Genomic DNA, 11594 nt, shown 5'->3' with positions numbered 1-11594 from the left:
GGCTGGGTGCCTTACCGTGATTGCGGTTCGGCCTGCGTGGGCGTGCCCCAACCGGTCACGCCCACGTCTTCGCCCGATGCCGGCAGTGCGATCGCATCACGACCGCACTGCCGCGCCATACTAGAAGGTACCGCGCAGACCCACGAGGAACTGGCGACCCGGCTTGTACTGGGTAAAGGTCGCGTTCTCGAACTGGAAGTACGAGCGCAGCGTCGCGTCGGTGAAGTTCGCGACGTTGATCGTCAGCTGCGGTGCGCCGGCCAGACCGAAGATCTTGTCCAGGTCGAACGAGGACGAGAAATCGTACGTCGTATAATCCGTGCCGAACAATGCCGCCGCCGGAATGCCGTTCTGCGCTGCGCCGCTGTTCTGCGACCCTTCGCGCGAGGTGGTCGACACCCGCAGCATCACGCCGTGCTTTTCGTAATAGCCGGTGATGTTGTAGGTGAACGGTGCCACGCCGAACGCGGTTGCCGCACCCTTGCTGGTCTGATCGACGACCGTCGCATTGGCGTTGAAGCCGAACCCGGTGATGCCGATATTCTTGGTCAGGAAGTCGAGCGGCTGGACCCACTGGAATTCGAGCCCGTTGATGGTCAGCTTGTCGGGCACGTTGACCTGCGACGTGACTTGAACCTGCGCAGCGCTAGGTCCGCCACGCGAGTTGAGCGCGATCTGCTGCGTCGGGTTCAGCGTGTCGTAGGTGATGCCGTATTGCGCCAGCTCCCCGAACGCCACGGTGTTGATCGCGGTGTTCGTAAAGCCCTTGATCGACTTGCGGAACGCATTGAAGCTCACCACGCCTTCGCGGCCGGTATAATATTCGAAGCCCAGATCGATGTTCGTCGACATGTACGGCTCGAGCGCCGGGTTGCCGATCGACGCCTGATCCGCCGATGGCGCACCGAAGTTCACGCCCGGCAACTGCGCCGACGGATCGGGACGGGTCATCGTACGCGACCCGGCGACGCGGACCACTGCGTGCTCGCTGACGTCGTATGCGAACGTCGCCGCCGGCAGCCACTTCGAATAGACGTTGCGCGTCGACACGATGCTGACGAGGTTCGGATAGCGGCTGCCATCCGGCAGCGCGATGCCGGTCGCCGTCGTATTGCGGGGATCGGGCAACGAGACGCGACCCGTGATCGTCTGGATCGTGTTGACGTAGCGCATGCCGACGTTGAACCGCAGCATGTTGCCGCCGAGGTTCTGCTCGCCGTTGACCGTGGCGAACGCGGACTTCACCACTTCGCGGATCCCGCCGCCGCTTGCACCCGTGGTCGAAGCACCGCTCTCCGGCGAGGTGTCATGATAGAAATCATAATTGGTTGCGGCCGCGAACTTCGGCCAGTCGACGGTCACGAAGCCAGCCGGCCCCGGCGTCAGATAGCTCGGCGCCGCCGCATTGGGAACGAGCGAACCACCATAGGACGCTGGTCCGGCCATGCCGGCGGTCGATCCGGTGCCATAACCCGGATAGGTCGGGTAGCCTGCCGGTATCACGCCTGGAGCGTTCAGGCCTTCGCAGGGCGGCTGCGAATTCGGCGAGGGGACGAACACGCTGGGATTATTGCCGCAGACCGCATTCTGGTACGCCTGGCTGTTGTCGGTGCTGCTGATCCGACGCGACACGTCGTCGAACGCGCCGCCGATCTTCAGGTTGAGCGCGGTATTGCCCCAGGTCAGGTCGCCGCGTGCGCCCTTGCTCTTGTTGAGGCGCCGTTCGTCCGAGATGTTGACGCGGCTGCCCGCGTTCCAGCCGAAGTTCGCCGGGTCGTTCAGGTCCAGCGCGCTCTGGATCGTCGGGATGCCACTACCGTCGTTGGAATAGGTGACCGTGTTGCCGACGCCCAGCGGGGTCGTCATGCCGACCGACGGGTTCTCGCGGTGGAAGGTCGAGCGCGCGTAGTTACCCTGCAGGTTCAGCTTGAGCGTGTCGGAAATCTCCCACTCGCCGCCGGGGTTGACGCTGAACAGCTTCGTCGTCTCGGTATAGGGGCGGAATTCGTTGAAGAACTGCGCGTTGGCAAACGTACCGCCGGTGACGACGCAGCCGATCGTGCAATCCGCCTTGTCGAACGTCAGGTTGGTCGGGATGACCGCGCCGTTACGGACGATCCACGCCATGTTCTCGCGCGTCAGTTCGTTCTTCTTATAGCCGTACAGGCCATCCACGTAGAAATGCAGCGTGTCGGTCGGCTGCCACTCGGCGCTGACGATCGCGTTGATACGATCGCGCGGACCGCGAATGCTCGTGAAGCGCCCGAGCCGCGGCAGCAACGCATTGTCGATCTGCTGGATCGTCGCACCGGGATTGTTGGCGAGCAGGAACGCGCTGGTGATCGGCGTACCCGCCACCAGGCCCGCACCGGCGCCGACCGGCACCACGGCCGGGATCGTCCAGTTGCCGCCACCCGTCGTGTTGCAGCCCGAGGCAGCGCCGCACTGCGCCGCCGTCAGGGCTGGATTGGTATAGCCAATCGTCTCGAACCCACGCGTGTCGGTGAACAGGCGCTGGGCGGACACACCCGCCAGGATACCGACCTTGTCGCCACGCCAGCTGCCGATCAGCGAGCCGCGGGCACCGATCCGGTCTTCCGGCGACTGCTTCGTGCCCTGGACGTTATACGCCAGGAACGAGGTCGAGCGATCGAACGGCCGTGCCGAGCGGAGATCGATGTTACCGGCCGCACCACCTTCGAGAAGGTCGGCGGTATAGCTCTTATTGACCGTCAGCTTGGTGAACAGGTCGGTCGGGAAGAAGCTGAGATCGACCGAACGATCGGTGCCCTGCGCGTCGGTCGCGCCCGACGACGCCACTGCGATCGTCGCGCCGTTGAGCGTGACGTTCGTGAAGTTCGACCCCAGACCGCGGATCGCGACGTTCGTGCCTTCGCCGGTCACGTCGCGCGTGATCGTGATGCCGGGGATGCGGTTGAAGGATTCGGCGATGTTCGTATCGGGGAACTTGCCGATGTCTTCCGCGAAGATGGAATCGGTAAAGCCGGTCGACGCGCGCTTGGCGTTCGTCGACTTGGCGAGGCTCGAACGATAGCCGGTGACGACGATGTCGCCGGTATCGGCTGCGTCGATCGTGCCTGGGGTCTGGTCCGAATCCGGCAGGGCTGCGGCCGGCGAAGCGGGAGGAGCGGGAGGAGCGGCGGGATCAGCGGTGGCGGGGGCAGCCGTGGCGGGCGCAGCACTCTGCGGCGCGGCTGGTGCCGGGTCCTGCGTCGGCGGAATGGTTTGCGCTGCGGCCATGGTCGCGGACAGCGCTACCATCGTCGTCGCGCACAGAAGCGCAGCGCGCGTAAGACGAGGGGCCATTTTGAAAGGCGTCATGTTCAGGATCCTCTTGGAACCTCGCTGTCCGACTGGCGGCAGGAAGCGTCTCGTTGTTATGAATGCTTGAAGAAAGTCAGGTGTCAGGCGCTAGGTACTGCGCGAAGCAGTCCACAATCTCGACCGACCGGCCGATGGGCATGCGACATCAATAGCGTTAAAAGCCATCCCCGTTCCCCGTCACGCCTGTCTGATGCAGGTCAATTGATAGCGCTATCTCGCCGCTATTGGTCAGCGAGTCAACCCTGTTCGGTTAGGCCAATTTTGGTTACAACGTTCCGATGAAGCCGTGGTTTTGGTCTTTCGGCTATGATCGCGGAACGTTCTCGGTCGATACAGCCATCGTATCGACGCCCTCGGTAGCGCAAACTGCGAGCTCTTTCAGATGCTTAGGACAGTAGCACCGTGCTGGATCATCACGCCCCAGACTGCCGTACTTGGGAAGAACCGCATCACCGGGCAGGCCCCCGCGTGTCTGTCCACCGGAGATCACAGCCCGCAAAAGGCCAAGTCCTGGCAATCGATACAGAGAGTTCGTCGATCCTTCCCCCGCATTTCGCCGAACAGCGGGCAACGAACTCCACCGCAGAACGCGCACGCCTTGGCTATAATCGATTGTCGCGTCGTCGAACCTGGGATGAGTGGTGGCATCCACGTTTGGAAAGGTGAGTAAATGCGTCCCAATCTTCCTAAATATTGTACGGCAGCCCTGATCATCGTCGGCGCGACCGGCCTCGGCGGCTGCGCGACGAAGGGTTTCGTCCGCGAGCAGATCGCAACCGTGAATACCCGCATCGACGGCATGGACGGCCGGTTGCGCACCGTCGAAGGCACCTCCGGCCAGGCTCTCGCCCAGGCTCAAGCTGCCGCTGGTCAGGCCCAGCAGAACGGCCAGCGCATCGACCAGATCAACGGTCGCGTCGACGGCATGGAACAGCAGATGCAGCAGCGCCAGCGTAAGCCCCGCGGCTAAGCCCCGCGGCAATACATAGCGTTTACGCATTTCGATTGGCTGGCCGGACAACTCTGCTGAACAAGACCGCGATCATTCACCGGCCGTGCCGCCGTCACTTGCGCATGGGCACGGTCGCGGCATTGGCGTTAGGATTGCTCGCGCCGCAGCCAAGTCTGGCCACGCCTACGAATGCGCAGACGCGTGCCAAGTCGACCGTGCCTGCGCGCGCAGCTTCGAAAGCTTCCGCGCGCAAAGGCTCACCGGCGCGCAAACGCAAGACACCGGCGGCCGCGACCGTACGTCCGCCCGTAATCTCGGCCGCGGACGCCGCCGAGATTCTCGAACCCGTGCGATCGGAAGCGGCCAGCCGTATGATCGCATGGGTCGCGGCCGCGCACGACAATGGTGCGCTTCCCTATATCGTCATCGACAAACAGGCCGCGGCGCTTCTTCTCTTCAATGCGAAGGGCGACTTTCTGGGGCAGACACCCGTGCTGCTCGGCGTGGGCATCGGCGACGATTCGACCCCGGGCATCGGCGCCAAGAGCCTGGCGGAGATCGGACCGGCCGAGCGGACCACGCCGGCGGGTCGCTACATCGCCAAGTTCGGTCGTGCGGTAGGGCGCCAGCGCGTTCTATGGGTCGACTATACCAACTCGGTCGCGATCCATGCGGTGATCACCACCAACAAGGCCGAGCATCGTGTCCAGCGACTGCTCTCCCCGACACCGGACGACAACCGGATCAGCTTCGGCTGCATCAATGTCGGCACGAGTTTCTACAGCAAGAAGCTGCGCCCGCTGTTCCAGAAAAAGGGCGGCATGGTCTACATCCTGCCCGACACCAAATCGCTCGACGACGTGTTCCCACGTGTACGCCTGCTGCCGTATCTCCAAACGGTCGCGAGCAGATAGACCGATCCGCTGCTGCCGGTTCCGAAACCGGTAACGGATTTCGCGCGCATACCGACCTGAAGGGGGAAGCTTATGATGATGTTGATGGCCGCGCTACTCGCCGCAGCGGACCGGCCCGTCGTGGTGAGTTCCGTGACGACCGCGCAACTGCTTGAGCTGTGTCGTGGCAAGGATACGGATCCCACACCAAATTTCTGCACCGGCTATATCATCGCGGCATTCGACACCTTGTCGCTGTCCGGTCAGATCTGCCCGTCACAGACCCGCGCCTCCAACATCGAAGTGGTATCCTCCACGCGCAAATATCTGCGCAAACGTGCCAAGCCGACGGGCACCGGCGCGCCCTCGTTCGTCGTGCGCGATGCCCTGCAACAGGCCTTTCCCTGCAAGCGTAAATAGCACGCGCTTTTCGAAGACACGCGCTTTTCGAAGAATTGCCGACGTTGTTCGGCGGACGCTCGGGTATCATAGGGATCGTCGAGTGTTCGTTCGATGAAGCGGCAGGTTTATAAGTTGGTCGGGCCGCCCGCGTTGAAAACTCGTATCCGGTGACCATCACGATGGGCCATTCTCGCTACCTACAGCCAAGCGCTATTCGCCGCCGTTTCGATAGCCAGTCCTCGGCAGGTTTAATGCCGATCGACGCCGCGGGATCGGCTTTACGATGAGTATCTTCATCACCTTGCTGGCTTTCCCCGGTAGTCAGTCCTTAAAGGTCGAAGCCAAGTTGGGCGCCCTCGCCGACTCGTTCATCCTCGGCTACGCACTGCTTCGCAGCGCAAGGTCCGGCCGGACGCAGGCTGATCCCGGCCTCTGAACAACGGCCCGACATTGTTTCGATACTGGATACGGAGAACAAATTTTGAGGGCTGCCACTTTGCCTGCGCCGATCCGCGCATTGCCTTGGTCGATGCTCGTGACGGTAATGGCGATCACCACATTTGGTCTGGTGACGCTTTACTCGGCTGCCGGAGGGCATCTTTCGCCCTGGGCGACGAACCAGGCGGTGCGTTTTGCGGTGCTGTTCGCAGGGATGCTCGTGCTCTCGCGCGTTTCCGTCGCGACGTGGAAGCGCCATGCCTACACCTTCTACGCCGTCACGCTCGCGTTGCTCCTGCTCGTCGAATTGTTCGGGCATATCGGCATGGGTGCCCAACGCTGGATCGATCTGGGCATCATCCGCCTGCAGCCCTCCGAGTTCATGAAGCTCGCGGTCGTGCTGAGCGTGGCCCGCTTCTACGACACGGTACCGCCCGGTTTCATCAGCCGCCCCGGCGTATTGATCATCCCGGTTGCACTGGTCGCGGTTCCGGCCGGGCTGGTGATGCTGCAACCCGATCTCGGTACGGCGATGATGATCACCATCGCCGGGACGACGATGATCTTCCTCGCGGGTACGAAAATGCGGTGGTTTATCGGCGCCGGCGCGATCGTAGGCGCCCTGCTGCCGGTCGCATGGGGCTTGCTCCACGACTACCAGAAGAACCGCATCTTGATCTTTATGGATCCGGAGAGCGATCCGCTCGGCACAGGCTACCATTTGTCGCAGTCCAAGATCGCGATCGGATCCGGAGGCGTTTTCGGCAAGGGATTCCTCCAGGGCACGCAAAGCCACCTCGAATATCTGCCCGAAACGCATACCGACTTCATCTTCTCGACGATGATGGAGGAATGGGGGATGATGGGCGGCTTGTTCGTCCTTTTGGCCTATGGCTACCTCGTCAGGTGGGCCTTGAACCTGGGGTTCGACGGCAAGTCGATGTTTGCGCGTCTGGTCGCCGCCGGTCTTGCGATGACGCTGTTTCTGTACGTCAGCATCAACATCGCGATGGTCATGGGTCTGGCACCGGTCGTCGGTATCCCGCTGCCGCTGCTATCCTATGGCGGGTCGGCGATGATGACCGTCCTGATCCTGCTCGGGATACTCATGTCGATCCACCGGGAGCGGTTCCAGACACGCCATATCGGGGGGCTGTGACCCCGCCGAATGTCACCGCCTTGAGAGCCGCCCCCCGACCGGCCGACAGAGCTTCACAGCGGCGTCCCGGCGATGCAAGAGACGGCATGCACACCGACGATGCAGACACGGTGCACTATCGCCTGCGCCGCCAGAGCCGAACCCCGGCGTGGCTGGCCTTGTCCTGGCGGGCGCTGGTCGCGCTGGCGCTGATCGGCATCGCGCTCGCGGTCCACTGGTTCGATCGCGATGGCCTGCGGCAGAACTCGGGCGCGCCCGTGACGTTCGCCGACATCCTGTATTTCACGATGATTACCGTGACGACGGTCGGCTACGGCGACATCGTGCCTGTGACGCAGCAGGCGCGGATGTTCGATACCTTCGTCGTGACGCCGATCCGGCTCTTCGTATGGCTCATCTTTCTGGGAACCGCGTATGATTTTCTGCTCAAGGGCGTCTGGGAGAAATGGCGTATGTCGGTGATCCAGCGGCACCTCGAAGGCCATGTCGTCGTCGCCGGTTTCGGCACGAGCGGGTCCGAGGCGGTGAGCGAACTCATCCGTCGCGGTGCCGATCCGGGCACGATCGTGGTCGTCGACGAGCGCGCCGCGGCGTTACGCACGGCAGAGAGTTGCGGCACGACGGTGATGGAGGGGAACGCCACGCGCAACGCAGCGCTTGAGGCGGCCCGTCTTTCCAAGGCCCGCGCGCTCATCGTCTCCGCCGGTCGCGACGATACCTCGATCCTGATCGTGCTGACGGCGCGGCGGATCGCACCCGATCTACCGATCAGCGTGGTGATCCGATCGGAGGACAATGAAGCGATCGCGCATCAGGCCGGCGCCAACGTGGTCATCAACCCGGCCAGCTTTGCCGGTCTCCTGCTCGCCGGCTCCACGCACGGCGCGCATACCGCCGAATACATGGCCGATCTTGCCGCGTCCGGCGGGCGTGTCGTCCTGCGCGAACGCGAAGTCTCTGCGGACGAAGTGGGCAAGCCGCTCGCCGACATCGCCACCGGGCTCGGTCACCGCATCTATCGCGGGCATCAGGACTTTTGCTTCTGGGAACCCGAGGCCGCCCGACTGGAAGCGGGCGACATCATCGTCGAGGTCGTTCCCCGCACTGACGCCAGGAACTAACGCCCTCCGTTGAGGACAGGGCCTTCCTCGAGAAGCGATGACATCACAGCGCTGGTACAAGCATACCCGCGTCGAACCGGGTAGCCGAACGGCACTCCCGCCCCTTCACGATACGAGAAGGCACCAGGCTAGCCATCGCGATTATATCCGTTATGCTGGATATATGGATAACGATTCGGCAATCGCCGCGCTGGGTGCGCTCGCACAAGGCACGCGTCTCGACGTGTTCCGGCTACTCGTTCGCCACGAACCGGACGGACTGGCAGCAGGCGAAATCGCCCGCCAGCTCGACGTACCCCAGAACACGATGTCCGCGCACCTCGGTATCCTGTCTCGTGCCGGCATCGTCCGCTTCGAACGGCATAGCCGCTCGGTCATCTACCGCGCCGATATGAGCGGCCTGCGCGCGCTGACGCTGTTCCTGGTCAAGGATTGCTGCGCAGGCTCTCCCGAACTGTGCGCGCCGCTGCTCGCCGAACTCACCCCCTGCTGCTGAAAGGACGCGCAATGACCACCGAGAGCACGGCCGTCGATATGGTGATCTATCACAACCCCGAATGCGGCACGTCGCGCAACACGCTGGCGATGATCCGCAATGCCGGCATCGAGCCGCACGTCGTCGAATATCTGAAGACGCCGCCCTCGCGCGCGCTGCTGGTCGAACTGATCGACCGCGCCGGGATCACGCCCCGCAACCTTCTGCGCGAGAAGGGAACGCCCTTCGCAGACCTCGACCTTGGTGACGTTTCGCTCTCCGACGACGCACTCCTCGACGCGATGATGGCGCATCCGATCCTCATCAACCGCCCGCTCGTCGTCTCGCCGCTCGGCGTGAAGCTGTGCCGGCCATCCGAAGCCGTGCTCGATCTGCTGCCCGATCCGCAACAGGGCGCGTTTGCCAAGGAAGACGGCGAAAAGGTCGTGGACGCCTCGGGCCAGCGCATCGCCTGATGCTGCTCGCGCTTGCCATCTTCATCGTCACGATCGCGCTCGTCATCTGGCAGCCCAAGGGGCTCGGCATCGGGTGGAGCGCTCTGGGCGGCGCTGCGATCGCGCTGCTCGTCGGGGTCGTCTCGCTCTCCGACGTGCCGGTGGTGTGGGGCATCGTCTGGAATGCGACTGCGACCTTCGTCGCGATCATCATCGTCAGCCTGTTGCTCGACGAAGCCGGGTTCTTCGAATGGGCGGCGCTCCACGTCGCGCGCTGGGGCAACGGGCATGGCCGCCGGCTGTTCGTCCTGATCGTCCTGCTCGGCGCGGCGGTGTCGGCGCTGTTCGCCAACGACGGCGCAGCGCTGATCCTGACGCCGATCGTCATCGCGATGCTGCGCGCGCTGGGATACAAGGACAAGGCTACGCTGGCGTTCGTGATGGCTGCGGGGTTCATCGCCGATACCGCCAGCCTGCCCCTGATCGTGTCCAACCTCGTCAACATCGTGTCGGCCGACTTCTTCCAGATCGGTTTCGCCGAGTATGCGTCGGTGATGGTGCCGGTCGATCTGGCGTCGATCGCCACGACGCTGGTCGTGCTGCTGCTGTTCTTCCGCCGCGACATACCGACCAGTTATGACGTGGCGCAGCTCCGTGCGCCTGCGGAAGCGATCCGCGATCCTGCCACGTTCAAGGCGGGATGGGTCGTCCTCGCCCTGCTGCTCGCCGGTTTCTTTCTGCTCGAACCCATCGGCGTACCGGTCAGCGCCGTCGCCGCCGGCGGCGCAGTCCTCCTGCTGGTCATCGCCGCGCGCGGCCATGTCATCCAGACGCGCAAGGTACTGGCCGGCGCGCCGTGGCAAGTCGTGATCTTCTCGCTCGGTATGTACCTGGTCGTCTATGGCCTGCGGAATGCCGGGCTTACCGATTACCTTGCCGCCCTGCTCGATCGCACCGCGCAAGGCGGTGTATGGGGCGCGGCGTTCGGTACCGGCATCATCGCCGCGCTGCTGTCGTCGGTGATGAACAACATGCCGACCGTCCTGGTCGGCGCGCTGTCGATCGATGCGACGCATGCGACGGGCGCGGTCAGGGAAGCGATGATCTACGCCAACGTGATCGGTTGCGACCTCGGGCCGAAGATCACGCCGATCGGCTCGCTCGCGACGCTGCTGTGGCTGCACGTCCTCGGGCAAAAGGGCATCCGCATCGGCTGGGGTTATTACTTCAAGGTCGGTGCGACGCTGACGATCCCCGTACTGCTGGTGACGCTCGCGGCACTCGCGATCAGGATCGGCATGGCGTGACGGCACTCGTATATCTGGCGGCTGCGCTCGCGGAAATTGCAGGCTGCTTTGCCTTTTGGGCTTGGTTGCGGCTGGACAGATCGCCTCTGTGGCTAGCGCCGGGCGTTGTTTCGCTGATGCTGTTCGCTTGGCTGCTGACGCGTGTCGACAGCGACGCAGCGGGGCGGGCCTATGCTGCCTATGGCGGCGTCTACATCTACGCATCGCTGATCTGGCTCTGGGCCGTCGAAGGGGTGAGGCCGGATCGCTGGGACGCTGGCGGAGCGGCACTCTGCCTGATCGGTACCTGTATCATTCTACTTGGCCCAAGGACTGCCTGATGCCGCTCCGCACGCTATCCGATCCCGATTATCTGCCAGCGCTCGATCGACGCTATGCGCTCGGGCGGCCTGCCCTCGGGCTTGGCCCCGGTGATCCACCCCCGCGCATCCTGCTGCTCTACGGCTCCTTGCGCGAACGATCCTATTCGCGCCTGTGCGTCGAGGAAGCCGCTCGCCTGCTGCAATTCTTCGGCTGCGAGACGCGCATTTTCGACCCCGCCACGCTGCCGCTCCCCGACCAGGTGACCGCGGACGACCACCCGGCCGTCCACGAGTTGCGCGAACTGTCGATGTGGTCTGAGGGGCATGTGTGGTGCAGCCCCGAGCGGCATGGCCAGATTACCGGCATCATGAAGCTGCAAGTCGATCACCTGCCGCTGTCCCTGGGCGGAATGCGCCCGACGCAGGGGCGCACGCTCGCGGTCATGCAGGTGTCGGCCGGATCGCAGTCGTTCAACAGCGTCAACACGCTGCGCGTGCTGGGCCGCTGGATGCGGATGGTCACGATCCCCAATCAGTCGAGCGTCGCCAAGGCGTTCGACGAATTCGACGACGCCGGTCGGATGAAACCATCCAGCTATTATGACCGGATCGTCGATGTGATGGAGGAACTGGTCCGCTTCACGGTCCTGCTGCGACCGCACACCGCGCAACTCGTCGATCGCTACTCCGAGCGCAAGGAAGCGAAGACCCCGATCAACCCGGTCGACCTGTAGGTTGCAGGCGC

General features: G+C 63.7%; 12 protein-coding genes. 11 read left to right on the top strand and 1 reads right to left on the bottom strand.

Annotation, left to right across the window (positions count from 1 at the left end):
• Positions 1–120: 120 nt before the first annotated feature.
• On the bottom strand, positions 121–3342 hold the full coding sequence (locus QFZ54_RS16775; protein ID WP_307088973.1) for a TonB-dependent receptor: 3222 nt from the start codon (positions 3340–3342) through the stop codon (positions 121–123).
• Between the two features lie 673 nt (positions 3343–4015).
• Between QFZ54_RS16775 and QFZ54_RS16770 the strand changes: the two genes are divergently transcribed.
• The 11 genes from QFZ54_RS16770 to arsH all read left to right on the top strand — a co-directional run bounded on the left by QFZ54_RS16770 (position 4016) and on the right by arsH (position 11583).
• Positions 4016–4315, top strand: coding sequence for a hypothetical protein (locus QFZ54_RS16770; RefSeq protein WP_307088970.1), 300 nt, complete (start codon positions 4016–4018; stop codon positions 4313–4315).
• Between the two features lie 35 nt (positions 4316–4350).
• On the top strand, positions 4351–5211 hold the full coding sequence (locus QFZ54_RS16765) for a hypothetical protein (RefSeq protein WP_307088969.1): 861 nt from the start codon (positions 4351–4353) through the stop codon (positions 5209–5211).
• Between the two features lie 72 nt (positions 5212–5283).
• Positions 5284–5610 carry a Rap1a/Tai family immunity protein gene (locus QFZ54_RS16760; protein ID WP_307088968.1) on the top strand — a complete coding sequence of 109 codons (327 nt, stop codon included), beginning with the start codon at positions 5284–5286 and terminating at the stop codon, positions 5608–5610.
• 253 nt (positions 5611–5863) lie between these two features.
• Positions 5864–6028, top strand: coding sequence for a Na+/H+ antiporter NhaA (locus tag QFZ54_RS16755; RefSeq protein ID WP_373458609.1), 165 nt, complete (start codon positions 5864–5866; stop codon positions 6026–6028).
• A 93-nt stretch (positions 6029–6121) separates the two neighbouring features.
• Entirely contained in the window at positions 6122–7189 is a 1068-nt protein-coding gene (gene rodA / locus QFZ54_RS16750) for a rod shape-determining protein RodA (RefSeq protein WP_307089517.1), read from the top strand.
• Positions 7190–7275: 86 nt separating this feature from the next.
• Entirely contained in the window at positions 7276–8310 is a 1035-nt protein-coding gene (locus QFZ54_RS16745) for a potassium channel family protein (RefSeq protein WP_307088967.1), read from the top strand.
• 163 nt (positions 8311–8473) lie between these two features.
• The gene (locus QFZ54_RS16740; protein WP_307088964.1) at positions 8474–8806 is read left to right on the top strand and encodes an ArsR/SmtB family transcription factor; all 333 of its coding nucleotides are present in this window, start codon (positions 8474–8476) and stop codon (positions 8804–8806) included.
• 11 nt (positions 8807–8817) lie between these two features.
• Positions 8818–9261, top strand: coding sequence for an arsenate reductase (glutaredoxin) (gene arsC / locus QFZ54_RS16735; protein WP_307088962.1), 444 nt, complete (start codon positions 8818–8820; stop codon positions 9259–9261).
• Complete coding sequence (locus QFZ54_RS16730) at positions 9261–10547, top strand: arsenic transporter (protein WP_307088960.1); 1287 nt, start codon at positions 9261–9263, stop codon at positions 10545–10547. Before arsC ends, QFZ54_RS16730 begins: the two co-directional genes overlap by 1 nt.
• Positions 10544–10867: a YnfA family protein gene (locus QFZ54_RS16725; protein ID WP_307088958.1), complete on the top strand. Its 324-nt coding sequence runs from the start codon at positions 10544–10546 to the stop codon at positions 10865–10867. Before QFZ54_RS16730 ends, QFZ54_RS16725 begins: the two co-directional genes overlap by 4 nt.
• Positions 10867–11583, top strand: coding sequence for an arsenical resistance protein ArsH (gene arsH / locus QFZ54_RS16720; protein WP_307088956.1), 717 nt, complete (start codon positions 10867–10869; stop codon positions 11581–11583). Before QFZ54_RS16725 ends, arsH begins: the two co-directional genes overlap by 1 nt.
• Positions 11584–11594 lie beyond the last annotated feature (11 nt).

This window comes from Sphingomonas faeni (assembly GCF_030817315.1).
GTDB classification, from domain to species: domain Bacteria; phylum Pseudomonadota; class Alphaproteobacteria; order Sphingomonadales; family Sphingomonadaceae; genus Sphingomonas; species Sphingomonas faeni_C.
The sequence above is the reverse complement of the archived record's forward strand: the minus strand, read 5'-3'. Positions and strand labels throughout refer to the sequence as shown.

Coding starts and splice junctions, on each gene's coding strand:
- rodA (WP_307089517.1), top strand. CDS start 6,122: ATGCTCGTGACGGTAATGGCGATCACCACATTTGGTCTGGTGACGCTT.
- arsC (WP_307088962.1), top strand. CDS start 8,818: ATGACCACCGAGAGCACGGCCGTCGATATGGTGATCTATCACAACCCC.
- QFZ54_RS16775 (WP_307088973.1), bottom strand. CDS start 3,342: ATGACGCCTTTCAAAATGGCCCCTCGTCTTACGCGCGCTGCGCTTCTG.
- QFZ54_RS16760 (WP_307088968.1), top strand. CDS start 5,284: ATGATGATGTTGATGGCCGCGCTACTCGCCGCAGCGGACCGGCCCGTC.
- QFZ54_RS16770 (WP_307088970.1), top strand. CDS start 4,016: ATGCGTCCCAATCTTCCTAAATATTGTACGGCAGCCCTGATCATCGTC.
- QFZ54_RS16730 (WP_307088960.1), top strand. CDS start 9,261: ATGCTGCTCGCGCTTGCCATCTTCATCGTCACGATCGCGCTCGTCATC.
- arsH (WP_307088956.1), top strand. CDS start 10,867: ATGCCGCTCCGCACGCTATCCGATCCCGATTATCTGCCAGCGCTCGAT.
- QFZ54_RS16740 (WP_307088964.1), top strand. CDS start 8,474: ATGGATAACGATTCGGCAATCGCCGCGCTGGGTGCGCTCGCACAAGGC.
- QFZ54_RS16745 (WP_307088967.1), top strand. CDS start 7,276: ATGCACACCGACGATGCAGACACGGTGCACTATCGCCTGCGCCGCCAG.